The sequence below is a fragment of the Rhizobium sp. 05L429 genome, assembly GCF_056397645.1.
Window position 1 is genome coordinate 33,373 of the sequence record NZ_JBFTNV010000030.1, and the last position, 17,179, is coordinate 50,551.

Genomic DNA, 17,179 nt, shown 5'->3' on the forward strand with positions numbered 1-17,179 from the left:
ATAAATATTTTTCGATCTTGCGTTGTAGCGCGATGACTTTTCCTTGTTTGAAACGCGGTCGGCAAACTTGTGCGGCGCAAGTGCGGCTTGATCGCCTCTATAGTGGTTGTTCAAGATATCGCTTTTTGGATTAAATGAATGCCGCTCCGAACGGGTGTCGAAAATCTTCCCTCCCAGTCCGTCGTTTCCATTGCACGCATTGAATGGCAGACCGTTGCCTTGGTGCTCGTCATCTATGGCGGCTTTCTGGCGCTGACTTGGTTTTGGCAGAAATTGCCGCTCGTTGTTGTCATCGCGCTTGGAAGCTGGTTGATTGCCTGGCACGGATCGCTGCAACACGAGGTGATACATGGGCACCCGACGCGAAATCGGCGTATCAACGATACGATCGGTTGGCCGCCGCTATCACTCTGGTTGCCCTATGCCATCTATCGCGAGGCCCATCTGGTCCATCACCGCGACGAACATCTGACTGATCCGATCGAGGATCCGGAGTCCTCATACTTTACCCAGGTGGCTTGGAACCGCATGGGCCGCTTCGGCCGCGGTTTGGCTGTCTGGAATACAACGCTATTGGGACGGTTGACCCTTGGCCCCCTCGTCATGATCCTAAACTTTGCGGGGGAAGAGTTCGTCAGGGTCACGGGCGGAGACAGGCATCGTGCGATACTATGGGCATGGCATTTCGTCGGCATGGCGGTCGTTCTTTATTGGATTGGCGCAATTTGCCAAATGCCGATTTGGCTTTATCTGCTGGGATTCGTCTATGGCGGCGCGTCCCTCAGCAGGCTGCGCTCCTATGCCGAACACCGCTTTGCCGATCATCACCACGAACGCACGGCCATCGTTGAAAACAGCCCGCTGTTCGGTCTGCTGTTCCTCTACAACAACCTGCATGTTCTCCATCATCAGAGACCCAGCATGCCATGGTATCGGATTCCGCGTCTCTACCGCCGGCACCGGAACCTGCTTGTCTCGATCAATGGTGGTCTCGTCTATGATGGCTATATCGATGTCGCCCGTCGCTTCTTTCTGACATCACATGATGATCCACGCCATCCACGTCACGCTTTTTCAGAACCTCTCGCTCGATGGCACGATGAAGGCGTTGTCACGACGGGAGAGACACAACTGACCGGGGCATAACGGAACGCAGCGCTTGCCAGGAACGACTGAGAGCACACGTGTCCCGATCGCCAATCGATGAACCAGCGTTGCGGCGTATCACTAATCGAACCTTGGAGCGGAGCGAACGCTGCTTGGCGATGAATTGCGAAAAGAACGGCATGCCGATCATCCCGCATCACGTGCTGGACTGAAGATTTTGATGCCTTCGACTCGGATCGAGACACGGCGTGGATGGATAGGGAGCGCAAGCTCGAACTTATCGAAGCCGTGCAACGTGCGTTATCGGACGCTTTGAAACTGCCAAGTGACGACCGGTGTGTGCGTCTCTTTGAGTACGATGACGACTCCACTATTACCCCGCCCGGGAAAGGTTCCTCCTATATGGTGGTGGAGGTACCGCTTTTTTCCGGCCGTACGGACGACGCCGAGCGGCGGCTCTGCGCTGGCTTGGCGAGGGAGCTCTCGCCCCGTGGTATTCCCCGCCTCCGATATCAAAACCATCCTCGTCGAAGCGCCGGCCTCAGACTGGGGGCTTCATGGGAAGCGGCGAGCGACATTGACCTCGGTTACAAGATCGATGTTTAGGCCGCCGGCCGATGCGGACCTGCTTCGCGAATCTAACGGACAGGACAGAATGATCGGCGGCATCCGTTTCTTCCGACGAACGCTTCCGCATCGGATGCCGGTCATGTCGGAACGCCCGATAATGTGATTCCGCAGCAAATCTGTGTGAGTGTCTTCGACAAATGGGGAACTCCGGTGTTCGTTCTTCGGCTTGGCGCGATTTGTCCGCTATCTGTCCGCAATCGGCATTTCGCAGTATGGTGTTGTCGGTAGACTGTCTTCACGCTCATCCTTGGAGATAATCACATGTCCGCAGATACCGCACTCCTCGTCATCGATGCCCAGGAATCCTTCCGTCATCGACCCTATTTTCGCGAAGATGAGATCGGGACTTACATCGCGTCTCAGCAGGCGTTGATCGATGGCGCAAAAATGGCCGGTCTTCCAGTCGTCCAGATATTTCACGTCGAGGAGACAGGCGTTTTCTCTGAAGGCTCGGGTTTCATCCGTCCGCTGACGCCGCTTCAGATCGAGGCGGATGCGGTGTTTCGCAAGCGCCGCCACAGCGCGCTCGTTGGCAGCGGCCTGGACGTCTGGCTGACTGAAAACCACATCCGGCGCGTTATCATCTCCGGCATTCGCACAGAGCAGTGCTGCGAGACGACGACCAGGCACGCCTCCGACCTCGGTTATGAGGTGGACTATGTCGGTGAGGCGACACTGACCTTTCCAATGACCGATACATCCGGCCGCGAGTGGAGTGCCGCCGAGATCAGGGCGCGCACGGAGTTGGTCCTTGCCGATCGTTTTGCCCGTATCGTTACCGTGGAGCAGGTGCTCAACGGGCTTGCAGCCCGGGCGGCCGCATAATGGGGGAAGGCCTCCGGCGCATTATCCCGGTTTTTGTGGTCGTGCCGCCGCGGGCGCTCCTGCTCGATATCGCAGGTCCGATGGAAGTCTTGCGCAGAGCCAATCTCGAACAGGAATCGATAGGGTTCGTGCCGACCTACATCGGACCTGCCGCTGAGGTGCGAAGTTCGACCGGTCTCGACCTGGCCAGGATTTCCCCGCTTCCGGCACGCCTGCCCGATAACGCACTTCTCGTTGTTTCCGGTGCGGTGGATGAACCGCTCGCCGGAGCGGTCGAGACTGCTCCAGGAGACGCGGCTCTGGAAGCGGAAATCGTTGAATGGCTGCGGGGGATCGTCCGTCCTGGCATTCGGCTTGCGACGATCTGTTCCGGTGCCTTGCTTGCGGCGCGCGCGGGACTGCTCGAGGGACACGAATGCACCACCCACCATTCCATGCTGCAGGATCTCGTCCGACTTGCTCCGACCGCTCGCGTCCGCGAAAACCGGCTCTATGTCGAGGATGGCGAGCGCTTGACCAGTGCAGGCGTCACCGCAGGGATCGATCTCATGCTTGCCGTTGTCGCAAAAGAGGTCGGCCACGCCGTGTCGCTTGCCGTCGCACGCACTCTGGTCATCTATCTGCGACGGGCCGGCGGTGATCCTCAGCTATCGCCGTGGCTGGAAGGGCGAAACCACCTCCATCCGGCAATCCACAGAGCTCAGGATGCCATCGGTGCCGATCCGTCGCAGAACTGGTCTGTCGAGGCGCTTGCCAAGATCGCCGCGACGAGCCCGCGCAATCTGTCACGGCTTTTCAACGAGCACACCGGCATGAGCGTGACCGACTATGTGAACCGCATGCGAATTGCGCTCGCACGAGAACTCATCACCGGTTCAAGACTCGATATGGAAAACGTCGCCGAACGCATCGGCTTTTCGTCGGCTCGCCAGTTTCGGCGGGCCTGGAGACGAGTTCACGACACGCCACCGGGCCACATCCGAGCGCCTGCCAAGGGCTGAAAGCTCGATCAAATCCCCGATCCAGACACAGAATTCGAAATTGTGCTGAGAAAACGCGTCGCCGTTTGTTTCAGCGGCAGGCGATGCGGGTTGCAATTTATAGACAACAAACTCCAGCCGATGGGGTCTTTTGGAAAAGAGCGCGCAAACAACGGCTGTGTGGCAACGGGATCTGTGCCTGATGGACAAAAAAAGAGACCACGGGCGTAAAGCCGGGCCTCGAGGTGTGAAGGTCAAGAACCTCCAGAGGGGGGAACAGCCGACGTAGCGGGTCGGGAGGAATGAACCGCGGAAGATCGTCGACTGTCGAGATGATGACCGAAGGTCGTTGCTGATGCGAAGTATAAGGCACTCAAATCGAGGCGCTCCTTGACAAATTCTACCGCGGCGGTCTCAGAACGACCCGCAATCAGCCGATGGATGGAGAAAGACGATGTCGGCAAGAACCCGCCGCTGCGCATCGAGAACGTTGCTGTTGTTATTCCCGATTGGGCAAAGATAGCAGAGCCTGAAGCGGCGAGTACGGTTCTTCGAAAGATGCGAAACCAGAACGCAACGAGGGGCAATATCCGCTCCGGAGTCTCCTAGAGATAGGGATCCGGGACATGAGCGGCTGCGAAAGCCTGCATCAGATGATGTATTCCGGCTCTGCCAGCGCTTGATCCATCGTGATCCCGGGAAGGCTTGAATGGCGTTTTCCGGTCGGTGTCGCCGGAATGCCGACGACGGAGGTGTAGGGCGCAACGGAACCGACGACCACGCTGCCGGCCCCAACCTTGGCGCCCACGCCGATCTCTATATTCCCGAGGATTTTGGCTCCGGCTCCGATGAGCGCCCCACGCCTTACTTTTGGATGGCGATCACCGCTTTCCTTTCCTGTTCCGCCCAAGGTCACGTTTTGAAGGATCGATACGTCGTCTTCGACAACCGCTGTCTCGCCGATAACGAGGCCGCTTCCATGATCGAGCATGATGCTCTTTCCCATTTTTGCGGCGGGATGAATATCGACCCCAAAGACTTCGGAAATGCGGCTTTGCAAATGCCGGGCCATATGGATGCGATCATGATGCCAAAGCCAATGCGCGACACGCTGTCCCTGCAAAGCCACGAACCCCTTGAAATACAGGAATGGCGTCAGGATTTCCGCATTTGAGGGGTCACGTTCCTTGATCGCCGCCAAATCCGCAGCAGCATGATCGACGATATCCGCGTTGCTGATCAGCGCCTGGGCGACCACCGACAAGAGTTCATCCTGATCAAGGTCGTGGTTGGCAAGTTTGAAGGCGATGCGCTGCGCGAGCGCCTGAGCAAAACTCGCATGATAAAGAACTGCGGAATTCATTGTACGGGTCAGGGACGGATCCTTCGAGGCTGCATCCATCGCCTCACCGCAAAGCGCGTCCCACAATCTGGAAACGTTTGACGAAGGAGGCGGTTCTTTTGACAGATCGCTCAAGCTGCGGTTCAAACCTGCCATGCCAACCTCCTCAGACCGCGAGCACTCATCTCCTTTGTAGGCAGCGATGCTAGGCCGGTTGCTGCCGCGGGGGGAGGTCGCAAAGGTTCGCGACGACGACGAAAGCTCGTTTATTTTCCTATATATTCGATAGAAAAAGAGAAAATTCTGCTTTCGATGCAGGTCAGAGGTCGCATCCCGCGGCAGCTCCGTGCGGACGTGGTTGAGAAGTTACCCAGCGAATTAAACGGCTTGCGTCCTATGGAGAGGGGTCGGCGAGGATAACTTGCCGAATACATCTTGCTATCCAGTGACCATTGTCTATCATCTTTGTAGAGATTAACGCGGCAAGAACAGTTCCGGCTATGTTTTTTTAAACCGGGCTGATCCGACGCAGAAGGAGCCAACGCATGACTCTTCTCTCGCCCCACTCTTTGGACCCTCAGGGGAAAGACGCGGACCGCCTTGCAAGAATTGCGATTGTCGGCCGGGGTTTTACCGGCATCATGGCCGCAATCGCTCTATTCAAAGGCATCGATCGTCCTTTTCACCTGATAATGTTCGATCCTCGACCCGAGATCGATGTTGGAGAGGGCGTGAACCATGCAGTGGCAACGGTACTGAACAGCCGTGTTCGTGACTTGTCCGTCGATCCCACGCGCAGGGACGACTTCCAGAACTGGCTGGAAGCGGACAGGGATCGGCATGGTGGCCTTCCCGCCTATTCTGCAGGGCTCGAGCACTCATTCGTTTCGGAGCGGGTGTTTGGCAGCTACGTCTACAAGCGTTTCGCCGAGGCGTTGATGGCGCGGCCAGACGTGGTTGTTCAATTCCTTCCGGAGACCGTTACCGCAGTCGATCGCCATCCGCAGATGGGCTTTTCTGTTTTTTTCGGCAATGACCAGAGGAAGCATTTCGACGTCGTCTTCCTGGCGACGGGCTATGGTTTGCGCGACAGTCTGGAAAAACCCACAATACCCGTCGGAGCCGAAAGCGGTGTCGTGATCGGAGGCGGTGTCAAAGCCGTGGGTCAGGCCCTCGCGCTTCTGAAAGACGGCAAGGTCCCTCATATCAATCTCATTTCCGAATCCGGCTTACTGCCACAATCGCATGCCCAGGCAGCGGTCGGATCCGCCGCTGCGGGCGAACCCATCCCGCGGACGTTGCGTGGTGCGTTCCGCTATCTGCGCGATGCGGCAAGGCGGGCGGACGCCGAGGGTTCTGGATGGCAGGGCATCATGAACGGGTTTCGGCTACAGGCACGCGAGCTTTGGGAGGAGTTGAAGCCGGATGAACGCGCAAGGTTCAAACGCCATGTGAAGGCAGTGTATGACAGCCATCGCCGCCGGTTGCCGCCAGAAGATTACAGGCACCTGCATCAGGCTATCGACAGTGGCGCCATCACATTGAGGAAGGGCAAGGTTGAACGCATTGCCAGCAATGGCGTGTTGCTGTCGGTCTCGCAAACTCTCGAAGTACTTCACGCCGATTTCACGGTTGACTGCCGGTTTCGTCCGTCCAGCAATGACAGTTCCCTTATAAGATCCGTTGTTGCATGCGGTCTGGCAAAACGCGATGAACTCGAACTCGGTCTCCTCGCAGACGAATGCGGGCGCACTATTGGTGCGCACCGTTCAGTTCGGGGTCTTTTCGCGATGGGCCTCCTGGGTCTTGGCAGTGTTGCCGATATCGATCTGGTGCCGCAGATCGTCTCACAGAGCCATGCCGCCGCTGCGTCGCTGAATGAATGGATTGGCAACGTCGCGAGCGCTGTGCAGGCGGCATCCGTGTGATGGGCAACTGAAGAAATCCGTATCCGCGATTAGCTCCTGTTGGATGGCTCGGATGCTCCCATTCTACGACGGACGGGGTGATCAACGAACGGCTTTTTGAATTCAACCGGATCTCGGCATGCTCGACAAGTCGCTGCCGTTTGGCAGGATCGTCACGGCTAACCTCTTGCTGTTGAACTTGAGATGAGGCGGCCCCGCCGTTCCATCGTGACGCTCGGCTAGATTGCCGGCAGCTTGCCGCCTGTGATCAAAATTCCCTTTCCGCAATCTTGCATGTGCTCTTCGACAAGATATGCGCAACAAATCCACGTCCACCGCATGCGGCTGCCATGGTGGCGACGTACCGATACGACATCTTCTGCCATAATGGAGAAAATTCTAAGATAATAGGCAGATATTCGCAATCCAGAGACGGATATTCCGTACTAACGGAGGAAAATAACTAAGAATATTATTCTCTATTGAGGCTTATAGTTAGGTAATATACCTCGAAAATCATCAAGCATTGAAAAAAACAGAACTGATGATTTGGAGAGCGATATGAACCCCGCGATGAACATGATGCCGATGATGAACAACATGATGCCGATGATGGGTGGCATGATGCCGATGATGAACCCCATGATGGGCGGCATGATGAACCCCATGATGGGCGGCATGCCGATGATGATGCCCATGATGATGATGGGCGCAATGAAGTGCACCATGACGGACCAGGGCATGGTCTGCGAAATGAAGCCGATGGAAGGCATGGACAAGGACATGTTCATGGAATCCTGCAAGCGCATGATGTCGATGATGTCCGGCGGCATGCCGATGATGATGTCCTGCGGCGGCATGATGATGTGCTGCACGATGGCTGCCTGAGCGCCGTTTCTGCCTCGACAAGAGCCTCCGGAGACGGAGGCTTTTTAACCCCGGACGTCTTCGATATAGGTGGTCACGAGGTAAAGAATGGCTTCGGTTCCTGTCATGTTGCGATAGACATGCGCTACGTCGGCATCGAAGATGATCGCATCGCCTTCACCGAGGATTTGCGGCGGCTGTTTGCCGGCGATGATTTCGACGGTTCCTTGTGCCACGACGAGGTTCTCGACCGTGCCGTGCTGGTGGGGATCAGCCTGTTCGCTGTGATGCGGTGAAATTCTGATTTCGTAGAATTCCAGCTTCCGCTCTCCTTCGAAGGGAAAGAGAGCCCGGCTCTGGAACCGCCCTTCCGAGGAAAAAAGAACCTTAGATTTCGATCGAGGTATGGTGACGATCGACGTTTCTTCGCGCTCGGAAATCAGAGCGGAACAAGGGATCTCAAGCGCCGCGGCGATCTTGGATAGGATGCTGAGCGTCGGGCTACTCTTGCCCGTTTCAATCTGACCAAGCATGGCGCGGCTGACGCCTGCAATCTTGGCCAGTCTGTCAAGGGAGTGGCCTCGGCGCGTTCGCATGCGGCGCAGGTTCCGGCCGGTGCGGATGGTGACCTCATCCTCGTCCTCTCTTCCGATGCTGTCGTCAGTGATCGCTAGGTCAGACGCCATATCCGGTAAGACCCACTGTCATGACAGGCATAAAACCCCAAAGGGGCACCCACATGAAGACAGGCTGCATTGCAAAGGGTGCCATGTAAGCGATGCGTGGGGCGCCCTCGGTGTGCGCTTGACTGCGGGATTTCCGGTACGCCTGCAAATCGATGACGTCAGCCGTCTGAGTTGGCATGAATGTCTCCTTGAACAAGTGGCTGTGATCCTACAGGCAGCGCCGATGGGAGAGGAGGCGTTCTCATCCAATCCTGACGATCGGAGGAAAATCTTGTGCTAATGATCTGGTCTGTCTTGCCAAAGCAGTTCGCAATTATGTCGACGTCATCAATGACGCGCACCCAGCCGCCGTTCCGGTCAGCCGTTTCCATCAGGCCCTATTGTAAATAGGTATCCGCAAAATTACGCCTCAGACCTTCGGCACCGAGTGCGAAGTTCCTGACGCGCTTGTTGTAGACGACGACCTCCGCGGGGGCGACCGTGTTGATCGCCGGAACGTCGTCAATGATAAGACGCTGGAAGTCGAAAAACAGCGACCGGCGTTTGTCGGCGTCGGGTTCGCGGGCTGCCGATTCCAAAAGCCTGTCGACCTCGGGATTTGCGTAATGCGCCGCATTCGAGAACGGCAATCCGACCTTGAAGTTCTTGCTCCAATAGACGCGCTGGACGCCGACCGTTGGGTCGAAGGCGTTGTTGAGGTTTTCCGACGTCAGGTCGAAGGCGCGGTCGGAATAGACGACCTTCACATAGGTCGCAAAATCATAGCTCTCGATGGCAGCATCGATGCCAATCGAGCGCAGCGCCTGACGGAAATATTCTGCCAGCCGTTTGTCCTGTGCCGGATTGAAGAGAAGGCGCAGGGAAAAGCGCGCCTGTCCGCCTTTGCGCGGATATCCCGCCTCGTCGAGCAGCTTGTTGGCGCGGTCGAGATCGACTGCATAGGGCTTGATGGCGGGATCGACGAAGCTTGGCAGGGTGACACTGACAGGTGACGGCGAGACCGCCGCAAAGCCGTAGAAAACGGTATCGACGATGACGTTCAGATCGATCGCATGGGCAATCGCCCTCCTGACCTTCTGGTTCTTGAGGTAGGGATTGTCGAAGTTGAAGATCAATTGATACTGGCTGCCGGAATAGGCGTAGGCCTTGGTCTCGACCCCAAGGTTGGGCGAGCCCGAGATCTGCTCGATATCGCCGAGCGGGACGGAGCCGGCGTCGCCGATATCGACATCGCCCGACTGGAAAGCGGCCGAACGGGCTGCCGCCTCGGTGATGAAGCGGAAGACGATCCTGTCGAGATAGGGTTTGGGCGCGTTCCAGTACGCGGCGTTGCGTTCTAGGATGATGTAATTGCCGCGCACATATTCCTTGAAGACGAAAGGTCCCGTTCCGATGAGCTGGTCGTCACGGGGGACCGAGGCAGGATCGCTGCCTTCAAAGATATGCTTGGCGATGATCGGGCTCTCGGTTGCGGCAAGGGCGCTCAGAAGATAGGGAGCCGGTTTGTCGAGCACGATGGTTGCTGTCAGCGGATCCGGCGTCTCGATATCGATGACGCTCGAGAAGGTGCTGCGGCCGCGCGGATGGGCGACCTTGAGAAAATTGATCGAAAAGGCGACGTCTGCCGAGGTGAAGTCGTGGCCGTCATGCCATTTGACGCCCTGGCGAAGGGTAAATCGGTAGCGAAGCCCATCAGGCGAAACCTCCCATTGCGTCGCCAGCTGTGCTTCGGGGGTCATGTCGTCACGATATTGCAGAAGGGCGTCGAAGATCTTCGGCCCGACTGTCCAGGCCGTGCCGGACGTATTGTTGGTCGCGACGAGTGTCGGGGACTCATTGCGGAAAGCATAGGTGAGCGTTCCCCCGCTTGTCGGTTCTTCCGCCAGCGCCGGCAGCGAGACAAGCGGAGCAATGAACGGGATGGTGGCGACCGCCACGCTCAAGGAAAGCATGCGACGGCGCGAAAGGAGGATGCTGGACGACATGGGTGCCTCGCCATTGACAGTTTTGGTGAAACGTTCACCGCGAGGGGCAGTTGGTCAAAACTATTATTCTTCGTGGGCCCGAAAGAAAAAATTCGTTGGTATTTGCAAGGCGAGCTCTGATCAGTTCAGTGTGGCCATCAAACGGTTCGGTTGAAGTTCAATGATGAAGCTCGGCTTAATTCTCGATCGCCGAGACGGGTCCGGCGCAGCCGATGATCGCCATCGAAATCGATAGGGATGCTGTTATGGCAGCCAAGAATAGCTATCCGGTCTATGTCGACGAACGACATATCAGGCGTGATGAGCGATTGCCCTGTTCAATGTGACGATGATCTGGCCCTGCCATGACGAGGCTGCTGTTGGGCCTGGCGAGAGAGACGATTTAGGAAGGAAATCTCATCGGAGACTTCCCGCAGGCTTGTCCGCGAAGGAAGGGCTGCCCGATAGGGCAAATGATCCGTGGTCTTCCCGGCGTACCTTGGAAGCTAATCTTGGGAGTACTCCCAACGATTCCCACCACCACAGCCCGCGCGCTTAGCCGAGGCGCGCTTTGTCGTAGCCAGCATTGGTGGTGGCCGGGATGAATGCGCTACTGCCGTTGGCTAGTGCGCCGCTGATCGACGATGCGCCCATCTCTTTGACGGACCCCGATCTCGTAGCGCACCCCGTTGCGGACTGCGCGATAGGTAAAGTACCTGCCGCGGCAATCAACCTGACGGACACCGCGAAAGCCTCGAGTACGAAGCAGCCGCGCGCCCTGAGGGCAGGATATACCTCGCCCGTGGTTTAGGCTGCTGCCGGAGCCGATGATAACCTGAGCGCTCGCTTCCGCGGGAACCGCGATCGGTGACACGAAGACTGCAAGAGCAAGCGTACATGAGAGAAGCGAAGATCCAAGTAGAGCCTTGACACTCATAATCAACCTCCGGGTTAGCCCGCCAGAAAAGTCAGGACATGAGAAAATCGCCTAAGTTGTGGATCAATACAAGAGGTGAACGTCATACGGTCGTAATGGCTGGCTGACGGCGTCATCCAGTTCGAGTCGCGTGCACCACTATGAACCACCCGGTCGAGATCTGTGACGGGCGCTTTGACAGAGCATCCCAAGTGCTACTGCACGGACTGACCGGTCGTAAAGAACACCAGGTAGGCCACCGCGACAATCATCGCGATGACGAAGATGGTCAGCACGAACTTGATCATGCCGTTGCTGGCTTTTTGTTCTGTGTTGCTCATTTCTGCATGCAACATGATTTGAACCAGTTTGTTCCAGGCTTCTTCATGATGGAGTACGAATCGGCACCGATCGCTCAGCTGACCTTTACGAACTCTGCCGCGGCGAGGCGCCTTTAACCAAGCTCAAATTCTGAAACGAACGTTTGGCGCTGACCGATCCGCTGGCCCAACTCGGCTTGGGGAACATTCGCGCCTTTTCAGCGGGATCAGCCGACGCCGAGATGTTGAGCCGCTATTGCGGCGAGAACCGACAAAATAGTTGACAGTAAAAGAATACCAGATGTTGCGAACAGCCAGACTGTCGCGCCTGGCTCGTGCACAATTCCAGCGACATGACCGATGAGAGAGGCAAATGCTGCTGCCATCGCGATTACGGTTACCGCACTAAGGAAGATATGGATGATAGGGAACGCGCGTTCCTGAAGCATGGTGCGCCCTCCTGTCGCCGTCGACGGCCGTACAAAATCGGGGGCACCTCAGGGGCAAGGTCACCAGGCCTGCTCACCGCGAAGTTACTCCGTTTTGGGAGGCTGGGCCTTCGATAAACGCCCCATCCGCCCGGCATGCCGGTCAGCCGCGCTGCTGGACATGCAGCATGCGCTCGCGCGTCGCGAACCATTCCTCGGCGTAATCGTCGTTCCTGTATTCGTCGAAATAGGGTCCGCCATCTGTGAAATGCACGATCTTCGCGTCATCGCGCTTGTCATATTCGTTGACGAGATAGTTCCAGGTGACTGACAGCTCGCCGATCAGATCGTCGCCGTCGAGCCACTTGAATTGGTGCAACTGCAGCCCGGTTGCGGTGTTGACATAATCAGGCGTCAGCGCCCTGCATTTTGCGTTGTTGAAGAGGATCAGGCTCGACCAATTCTTTTTTTCATATTTCGTCTGCACCTGGCCGAGAAACTTCGTTTCGACCTTCGGCTGGTAATCGTGCTTCACGCACATGACGGAATAGCGCTCATCGCGCAGCGCCCAGAGCTCGGCAATATCCGTGCGCGCCAGCATGTCGCAATCCATGAAGAGGCTCCATCCCTCATACTGGCTGAGATAGGGCGTCAGGAAGCGCGAGAAGGAGAACTCGGTCGACTGCAGGGCGTTGCGTTCACGCGTAAACGTGTTTTCGATATTGTACAGGTAGATCGGCGTGATTCTCACCGGTACGCTCGACTTTTCCAGAATACTTTGGGACAGCACGTGATGGGCGACAACTTCTTTTGAATCAAAACCAACGTAGATGTTGACGATATCGGTCATATCAATCTCTCCTTGGCACAAATTATGTATTGCATTCAGGAAGCTTGCTTCTTCTGGGAGTCGAGCGCGCGCTGCTTGCGGGTCTTTGGCCGCGCCTTGCGGAAGGCCTGATCGAGTGCCCGCTGCCATTTGGTTAGTGACATCAGGCCGTCGATGAGGGTCAGCGCATGATCGAGCCGCGTGGAGAGCGCATCGTTGGTCGCCGTCTGGATCTCCTCGCATTTAGCATCCGGAAAATGCTCGGTCAGAAGATCGAAGCGTGACGGCCTCGCATGTTCGGCGCTGGTGATGATACCCCTTCGCACCAGAAGCCTGAAATAGATACGCTCGAATGTCCAGTCATGAACGTCGAAGACCTTCCAGCGCGCACTCCGTTTCCCGGAAAATCCGGCGAGCACGATCTTCGGCGTCACCTGAAGCTCCCGCATCCACGCAACCAGCGCAAAGCCGCTCGTCGGGATCTTGTCCGGTGGATAGTGCCCCGACATCAGCGTCTCGAGGTCGCTGTACATGACTGTCGCCCCGTTGAATGCTTCGACGGGACTGAAGCGCTCCTCGGGTGCGGTACGGATATTCAGAACGCCGAGGAACTTGTCCGAAGTGAAGAATTTCAGGACCTCATCCACCTCCCGCCGATGGACGATATTGGCGCCCATCATACCACTGCGCGCCACAAGAATGGTATGCCCGGGGAAACTGTTGTCGAGAACCTTGTAGACCTTGTTGAAGAAGACGAACAACGTATCGCCGGGAAACTCCGTCCGCATCGACTGCGGGTCGAGCGCCTCGCTATTGGCGACAAGAACGATATACGAAAAGCGATTGAAGAATGTGCGCCAGGCATCGGCCCCCTGTGTATGAAAGACGTGGCTTCCGGAGCTTTCAGGTCTGGGATTCCTTTCATCCATTGAGACCTCACTCGAGCCAAAATATGCCTTCAGCTGTTGGGAGCGGCTCATTGCGCCGGCGCGCTTGCCAAGCGACAGAAGATAATCGGCCGCCTTTCGGGAACGACTGCGACGGCTGACAAATCCCGACCACGGCGTCTTCGAAAGCATGCTCGAATAAATCTCGGCATAGACCGACTGCCCTGTCTGCACCGACAAATGCCACGGCTTGCGACGTCCAGTGAAATGCAGCAGCACAGGATTGCGGATATAAGGCATGGTCCCGGTCTGGACATTCCACCGGTTGTCCAGCCGCTGCCACGTCCCACGAAAGGCGATATTGAGAATATCCTGGTCGTTAGAGGCAAAGCATCGCCCCGATCTGAGCAGCGAACGCGCCGTTTCGAAAAAACCGCCGGCCCGGATTGCGGCGCAATCCAACAGAAATACCCCAGCGTTGAAATATCCCGCGCCCCGGTCGAGGCCGAGTTCCTGCTCCCGCTGTCTGATTTTCTCGGGGAAGGCAACGACGTAGTCGTTAACGGCACCGATCGCCTTGCCGTTGAGATCGACATCGAAGAGCGGGCAGACATTGCCGACAGCCAATATATCCGCATCAAGGTAAAGAACCCGCTCCAGCACCTTGCCCATCAGCTCGTCGAGATAGAGGCGCGCAAGCGTCGATTTGTGCCAGCGGCCTGCCGTTCCAGGTGTATCGGCGGGAAGGGTAAAATCGACGACGTCGATATCGATGCCGTTCACCGCGTTGAAGGTAGCAACGCCAGCTTTCTGGTCCTCTGGCAAATCGATGCCGACGATCACCAGCTTGATGTCGTTCTCTTGACTATTACGTGCAACAGATAAAAGCGTGCAGCATGCTGCCGGAAGCATTCGCGCATCTGTGCATACGTATATGGCTTTGCTATGTATGCCAACCGACATCCCATCCCCCAGAGAAATGCAGTATTGAACGACGACAGAAGCCTGATTTATCTTGGTTGTTCAGTGAAAATGCAGGAAAATCCATCCGCACTCAAATATGTTAACGATTAGACATTGCACGCGAGAGTTTTGTCAATGCCATCAGGGATTTTTACTTTTAGGCATTCGCCGTAATGTCACTGACGAGGCGGCGCGGTGTGGAACGTCAGGCCCGTGAGCTCAGGCGTCGGCCATCGACGCCCACGTCAACCCCTATTCCCCTCACACAAAAGCGAGGGCGGCGATGACTGTTCGTTGGCCAAGCTCTTGATATTGCCGGCAATCGAAATATTGTCTCTTCAAGGGTTGCGGAGTCCGGCTTCGATTGTTGCCGCCTCCTCGGCTTGTCTTTTCATCCGATCGTCCATTTCATGGACCATGCAATGGACGCCATCGGCATAACCCTTCAGCCCCGCAACGATCTCGTCCGTCTCGATCGCGCCCTTTGCCTTCAGGCTCAATTTCGCTCCGCTCTTCCTCGTCAGCACGAACGAAGAACCGATGATCGGCGCCCGCCACTTCTATCGAACTGGCCATCTATGGCGGGGCAGTTAGAGTGTCATCACAGTCAGGTCCGCACAAAGTAAGGTGACTGCACGAACGCTACCAGCCTGACGCCTGACGACAACCTTTCTTTAGAACTTTCTGAAGTAATCCACAGATGATCGACCGACCCCGTTCCAAACCCCTTCTCGCCAACGACCGGTCGCTAAAAGGACCCGTTCGCAGAAGCACGATCCCGCGCAGCATATGCGGGCGCTCCATCACCGGGTCGAGCGCCCTTCGGGAGGCGCAGCTTCGGCAAGCTCTTCGGCATGCGCGCTTGCCCTATCGGGCAGTCCTCACGCAGACGCGCGCGACCTCGATCTCAAACACGCGATCAACATGAAATTCAGCAAAGCCCTGCGCCTCTCGCTGTCCGGTCCAGCTCCTCGCGAAAATCGGGATGCGCGAGCCCGATCAGCGCTCTAGCCCGCTCGGCCACGGACTTGCCCTTAAGGTCCGCCCATCCATACTCGGTGACGACGATATGCGTGTCGTTGCGCGCTGTTGTCACCGGTCCGGTTAACGCCGGAACGATCCGCGAGAGCGTGCCTTTTGCCGCAGTCGAATGACAGGCGATGATCGATCGTCCCCCACGCGAGGCATAAGCGCCACGCACGAAATCAACCTGGCCGCCGGACGCGCTGAACTGCCTCCCGTTCATGAACTCGGAATTGCACGCGCCGTTTAGATCAATCTGCAGCGTCGCGTTGACCGAAACGACGCGATCATTTCGGGCGATAACGAAGGGATTGTTCACATAGTCGACGGGATAGGCCTCAACCGCCGGATTGTTGTTCAGGAAATCATAGAGCGCCTGATCTCCAAGCGCAAAGGTGAAGATGGAGCGTCCGGTATGTGTCTGCTTGCGGCTATTGTCGACCACGCCCGCCTTGACGAGGCTGGCGAGACCCGGCGTCATCATTTCCGTGTGGATACCAAGGTGGCTGTGCCGGGAAAGCCCGGAACACACTGCGTCGGGCAAAGCACCGATCCCCATCTGCAGGCAGTCGCCATCGTCCACCAGACCGGCAATGATCGCGCCGATCGCATCATCTACCTCATTACGCGCGGCAGCCGGCAACACGGGCAGGCTGATGTCGTTTTCGACCAGCGCTGTCACGCTCGACAAAGGGATCATGCAATCGCCCCGCACATAGGGCATATTGCGATTGACCTCGAGGATGAGGCGGATTCCAGGCTTTCGCGATACCGTCAGCGCATAGTCGGTGCTGGCGCCAAGGCTGAAATTGCCATCGGCGTCCATTGGCGACACAGTCGCAATCAACGTGTCCACGCCAACATGCTCGACCAACGAGCGCGGCACCTGACTGAAATGACAGGGCACCAGCTCGACGGCGGGCATCGCTTCCGCCAATCTTCTCTTGTCGAGCGCACGCTCCACGCCTGAATGAAAGTAGCTCATCGGGACAATCAGGTCGCGCAGCTCGAAATCGAACACACTGGTGCCTGCAACGCCCGTGCAGAGAAGATAGTAGAGCCGCACATTCTCGATGGCGCGCGCGCGGGCCTGTTGCGCAAGCGCGCCAAGGACAGCCGGTGGCTGACCGGCGGCCAGTGGCATCGCGACCTTGGCCCCGGACGGAACCATTGCGACCGCCGTATCTGCAGATGTCAGCCGCTCGCGATACAGCCTCTGATGGATCGTGGTCATTGGGCCCTCCTCCCAGTGCACACAGGACGCACGATTTGAATGCACGCCTCCGCAACGTCATTATGCGCATTGTCCACCACCAAAGCGAGAGCGTTCATCGCATGACAATGCCGATCTTTCAGTTCGGCTTGATATGTTCCGATCTCGTGGGCCTGTGGGGTAGAAGCAAAAGCGGCGCAAGCCATCGGGCGCACGTTCAGACGATGAAGCGACGCCGGTTTTGTTCGATTGCCCGCCAGCTGGACGCTCCTAGACAGCAAGTGTAGTTGCG

Annotated in this window: 14 protein-coding genes; 5 read left to right on the forward strand and 9 right to left on the reverse strand. The window is 57.1% G+C overall.

Annotated features, from left to right (window positions below; translation table 11 throughout):
• The first annotated feature begins 138 nt into the window (after positions 1–138).
• The 3 genes from AC1DNW_RS26270 to AC1DNW_RS26280 all read left to right on the forward strand — a co-directional run bounded on the left by AC1DNW_RS26270 (position 139) and on the right by AC1DNW_RS26280 (position 3,563).
• Positions 139–1,146, forward strand: a complete 1,008-nt coding sequence (locus AC1DNW_RS26270; RefSeq protein ID WP_477854825.1) for a fatty acid desaturase — start codon at positions 139–141, stop codon at positions 1,144–1,146.
• An 852-nt stretch (positions 1,147–1,998) separates the two neighbouring features.
• On the forward strand, positions 1,999–2,562 hold the full coding sequence (locus AC1DNW_RS26275; protein ID WP_477854826.1) for an isochorismatase family protein: 564 nt from the start codon (positions 1,999–2,001) through the stop codon (positions 2,560–2,562).
• Positions 2,562–3,563: a GlxA family transcriptional regulator gene (locus AC1DNW_RS26280; RefSeq protein WP_477854827.1), complete on the forward strand. Its 1,002-nt coding sequence runs from the start codon at positions 2,562–2,564 to the stop codon at positions 3,561–3,563. Before AC1DNW_RS26275 ends, AC1DNW_RS26280 begins: the two co-directional genes overlap by 1 nt.
• Positions 3,564–4,191: 628 nt before the next feature.
• On the opposite strand, the gene cysE is transcribed toward AC1DNW_RS26280, so the two are convergent.
• Positions 4,192–5,040, reverse strand: coding sequence for a serine O-acetyltransferase (gene cysE / locus AC1DNW_RS26285; protein WP_477854828.1), 849 nt, complete (start codon positions 5,038–5,040; stop codon positions 4,192–4,194).
• A 389-nt stretch (positions 5,041–5,429) separates the two neighbouring features.
• Here cysE and AC1DNW_RS26290 point away from each other — a divergent pair, with 389 nt between their 5' ends.
• Both AC1DNW_RS26290 and AC1DNW_RS26295 read left to right on the forward strand, forming a co-directional pair.
• The gene (locus AC1DNW_RS26290; RefSeq protein ID WP_477854829.1) at positions 5,430–6,812 is read left to right on the forward strand and encodes an FAD/NAD(P)-binding protein; all 1,383 of its coding nucleotides are present in this window, start codon (positions 5,430–5,432) and stop codon (positions 6,810–6,812) included.
• Between the two features lie 540 nt (positions 6,813–7,352).
• Positions 7,353–7,679 carry a hypothetical protein gene (locus AC1DNW_RS26295; protein WP_477854830.1) on the forward strand — a complete coding sequence of 109 codons (327 nt, stop codon included), beginning with the start codon at positions 7,353–7,355 and terminating at the stop codon, positions 7,677–7,679.
• A gap of 44 nt (positions 7,680–7,723) precedes the next feature.
• Here the strand turns inward: AC1DNW_RS26295 and AC1DNW_RS26300 are convergent, their stop codons facing one another.
• The 8 genes from AC1DNW_RS26300 to AC1DNW_RS26335 all read right to left on the reverse strand — a co-directional run bounded on the left by AC1DNW_RS26300 (position 7,724) and on the right by AC1DNW_RS26335 (position 16,908).
• The gene (locus AC1DNW_RS26300) at positions 7,724–8,344 is read right to left on the reverse strand and encodes a helix-turn-helix domain-containing protein (RefSeq protein WP_477854831.1); all 621 of its coding nucleotides are present in this window, start codon (positions 8,342–8,344) and stop codon (positions 7,724–7,726) included.
• Positions 8,345–8,721: 377 nt separating this feature from the next.
• Positions 8,722–10,317, reverse strand: coding sequence for an ABC transporter substrate-binding protein (locus AC1DNW_RS26305; RefSeq protein ID WP_477854888.1), 1,596 nt, complete (start codon positions 10,315–10,317; stop codon positions 8,722–8,724).
• Positions 10,318–11,439: 1,122 nt separating this feature from the next.
• The gene (locus tag AC1DNW_RS26310; RefSeq protein ID WP_477834917.1) at positions 11,440–11,565 is read right to left on the reverse strand and encodes a hypothetical protein; all 126 of its coding nucleotides are present in this window, start codon (positions 11,563–11,565) and stop codon (positions 11,440–11,442) included.
• Between the two features lie 206 nt (positions 11,566–11,771).
• Positions 11,772–11,993 (reverse strand): hypothetical protein, encoded by a 222-nt coding sequence (locus tag AC1DNW_RS26315; protein ID WP_477854832.1) that lies wholly within the window; start codon positions 11,991–11,993, stop codon positions 11,772–11,774.
• A 142-nt stretch (positions 11,994–12,135) separates the two neighbouring features.
• Positions 12,136–12,822 (reverse strand): glycosyltransferase family protein, encoded by a 687-nt coding sequence (locus AC1DNW_RS26320; protein ID WP_113297770.1) that lies wholly within the window; start codon positions 12,820–12,822, stop codon positions 12,136–12,138.
• 35 nt (positions 12,823–12,857) lie between these two features.
• A complete protein-coding gene (locus tag AC1DNW_RS26325; RefSeq protein ID WP_477854833.1) occupies positions 12,858–14,651 on the reverse strand; it encodes a glycosyltransferase family 8 protein in 1,794 nt (597 codons plus the stop codon).
• A 338-nt stretch (positions 14,652–14,989) separates the two neighbouring features.
• Positions 14,990–15,151: a hypothetical protein gene (locus AC1DNW_RS26330; RefSeq protein WP_477854834.1), complete on the reverse strand. Its 162-nt coding sequence runs from the start codon at positions 15,149–15,151 to the stop codon at positions 14,990–14,992.
• 431 nt (positions 15,152–15,582) lie between these two features.
• Entirely contained in the window at positions 15,583–16,908 is a 1,326-nt protein-coding gene (locus tag AC1DNW_RS26335; RefSeq protein ID WP_477854835.1) for an acetyl-CoA hydrolase/transferase family protein, read from the reverse strand.
• Between the last annotated feature and the right edge of the window lie 271 nt (positions 16,909–17,179).